Below are 2,784 nucleotides of genomic sequence, written 5' to 3'. Positions count from 1 at the left end.
GGCAACAATGTTATTAATATTCTTGATGTGACCTATTTGATCAGTTATCTGTATAAGGGCGGCGGCACGCCAATTTGCGGAACGACAGGGACTTAGACAGCCATTAAAGTGCTGCGTGAAGATAGTCTTCATCCCAAAAAGCCCCTCGTGAAAGGCTCGAGACTGTCTTTATAAAATTATATCCATTTGGGATTATAAATATTGTAGTCAGATTTATCGTATTTTAAAAATCTTGACAATTAAGACTCAATTAGTTATAATTTTTCAAGAAGTTCTTAAAAATTTCTGACCATCCACAACCCGGGTTTCTTTATAGCCGAATTACATTTGCGGCCGGAAAAGTATATCCGGGGTAAGCATGTTTTTTGACATTCAGAATTAATTTTTTCTGCCGGTTAGATACGAAATGTTATCAATCGGTTATAAAGGCAGATGGAAATAAGGTGCTTTATACCCAGTCTATGTATTCTGCATAAATCAATGAAAGGGTAATTTATAATAATATAGGGTAACTAACTTTTTTGGAGGACATGATGTTACACAAAACAGCCCTCACTCTTGTACTTCTCCTGATATTTACCTTAGTATCAGCCGAAGTACCTCAGACAATCAACTATCAGGGTTATCTGACCGATTCCGGTGGCAATCCGGTGCCGGATAACAACTACTTGATGAAATTTAAGATTTATGGATCCGAGGCGGGCAACGATTCGCTGTGGTGGTCCGGTTTTCAGACCATTGCGGTAACCAACGGATCGTTCATTTATCATCTTGGCTCACTTATCCCGTTGCCGGATGATTTATTTACCGACACCGTTCGTTATCTGGGCATTACCGTTGGAGTCGACCCGGAAATAACACCGCGGACAAGATTGACATCGGTTGCATATTCATACCAATCGCTCCGATCCGATTCGGCGGGATATGCTTTCGATATCGCCAATAATTCAGTCACCGGTTCCAAGATCCTGAATCATAGTATTACATTCGATGATATAGGTTATGATGAGATCAGGGGGGAAAATATCGAAGACGGCACCATTGACTTCAGCGATATCGGTCCCAACGGGGCGGCCGACGGCCAGGTCATGAAAATGTCCGGCGGCACCTGGGTGCCCGCCGCTGATAATACCGGGCCGGGCGGAGATATCACAGGGATTATTCCGGGGTCCGGTCTGAGCGGCGGAGGAACATCCGGCGATGTTACCCTGTCGGTAGCAACTAACGGTATTCTTTCCTCCCACATTGCCACGGGCGAAGTCAACAGTAACGATATTCAAGATTACACGATCATGAATTATGATATAAATAATTCTGCCGCCATTTCCCCAAGCAAAATATCCGGCACTGCGGTTACGGTTATCGGCAATGAGACGATTTCGGGCGATAAATTATTTACCGGTAATGTTGATATATCGGATAATACGGTAGAGATGTCCGCAAACGGGTTGTTTGTTGGTGAGGGGAGCCAGCCTTATTTAAGCCGACCGATTAATTTAAAACGAGCGCATTCTACGACCGGCTCGAAATATGGTATGTATTCCGATGTTACGAACAGCAGCAGTGGAAATCTGACAGGTATATACAGCACCGCCATTTCTTCAGGCAGTGGAATTACCTATGCACTTCATGGATACTGCAAATCGGATGATATGCGCGTAGGCGTTGTCGGGACTGCCGACGTGTATTCGACCGGAGGCGGCACAACTGATTATTCACGAGGTGTCGAGGGCGTCGGCAACAATGGAGCACAAGCTTTCGGCGGTTATTTTGGAGCGATTTCCGGTTCCCTATTTAATTATGGTGTTTATGCCGAGGCTGCCGGCGATGCACTACAGAACATTGGTCTCTATGGGAACAGTAATGTTTCAGGTCCCGCAAATTTCGGTGTTTTCGGTACCTGCGAGGTTTCCAACGGGTCGTGGGGCGGGTATTTTTACGGCAACCTGCATGCCACCGGAACCAATACAAAAGGGGGCGGCGGATTTTTGATAGATCATCCCGATGATCCGGAGAATATGTATTTATCGCACAGCGATGCCAGCTCTCCGGACAGGATGAATATATATAATGGAAACGTTATTACAGACGAGAATGGCAACGCCGTAGTGAACCTGCCATCCTATTTCGATGCTCTTAATACCGATTTTCGCTATCAACTGACCTGTATAGGTACCTTTGCCCAGGCAATTATCGCCGAGAAAATTGAAGGCAATCGTTTTGCGATTAAGACCGATAAACCTCTTGTCGAGGTTTCCTTGATGGTGACCGGTATCCGCAAGGATGCCTTTGCCAAGTCAGTCCCGTTGGAAGTGGAAACGCTCAAAGTCGGTGACGCACGGGGCAAATTTATGAATCCCGAAATTTTCGGCTTTGGTGTTGATAAATCGGTTGATTTCAAGAATCACAGAAATGTTGAAAGAACAAAATTTACTGAAGAGAGCGAATAATAATGCTCCAGGATGCAGAAATGAAAAACCTATTTACCAACATGGTGTTGATTGGATTTATTCTCTGCTTTGCGACAATCGGGCTGGCAGGGGATAAGTCGGGCGAGGAGATCAACTGGCAGGTGATTTCCGGCGGAGGAGCCGTTGGCGGAACCTCTGCCAACTACCGCCTCGGCGGCACGGTCGCGCAGACCGCCGTTGCTTCCGGAAGCTCGACCAATTATGGTATAAATCACGGTTTCTGGCAGGATTTTGGGACCGGCGGGCCGGGCTGCTGCAATCTGGCCGGCGATGCCAATAACAATGATGCCGTCAATATTCTTGATGTGACCTT

1 protein-coding gene and 1 pseudogene (1 of these 2 running past the window's edge) are annotated in these 2,784 nt (G+C 46.2%); both read left to right on the top strand.

Annotation, left to right across the window (positions count from 1 at the left end; all coding sequences use genetic code 11):
* Positions 1 to 533 precede the first annotated feature (533 nt).
* Positions 534 to 2,450, top strand: coding sequence for a hypothetical protein (locus CVT49_11210; protein PKK82952.1), 1,917 nt, complete (start codon positions 534 to 536; stop codon positions 2,448 to 2,450).
* 2 nt (positions 2,451 to 2,452) lie between these two features.
* Positions 2,453 to 2,784: pseudogene (locus CVT49_11205) on the top strand (hypothetical protein); it runs 127 nt beyond the window's last position.

The sequence above is a fragment of the candidate division Zixibacteria bacterium HGW-Zixibacteria-1 genome (assembly GCA_002838945.1).
Taxonomy (GTDB): Bacteria; Zixibacteria; MSB-5A5; order GN15; family PGXB01; genus PGXB01.
The sequence above is the reverse complement of the archived record's forward strand: the minus strand, read 5'-3'. Positions and strand labels throughout refer to the sequence as shown.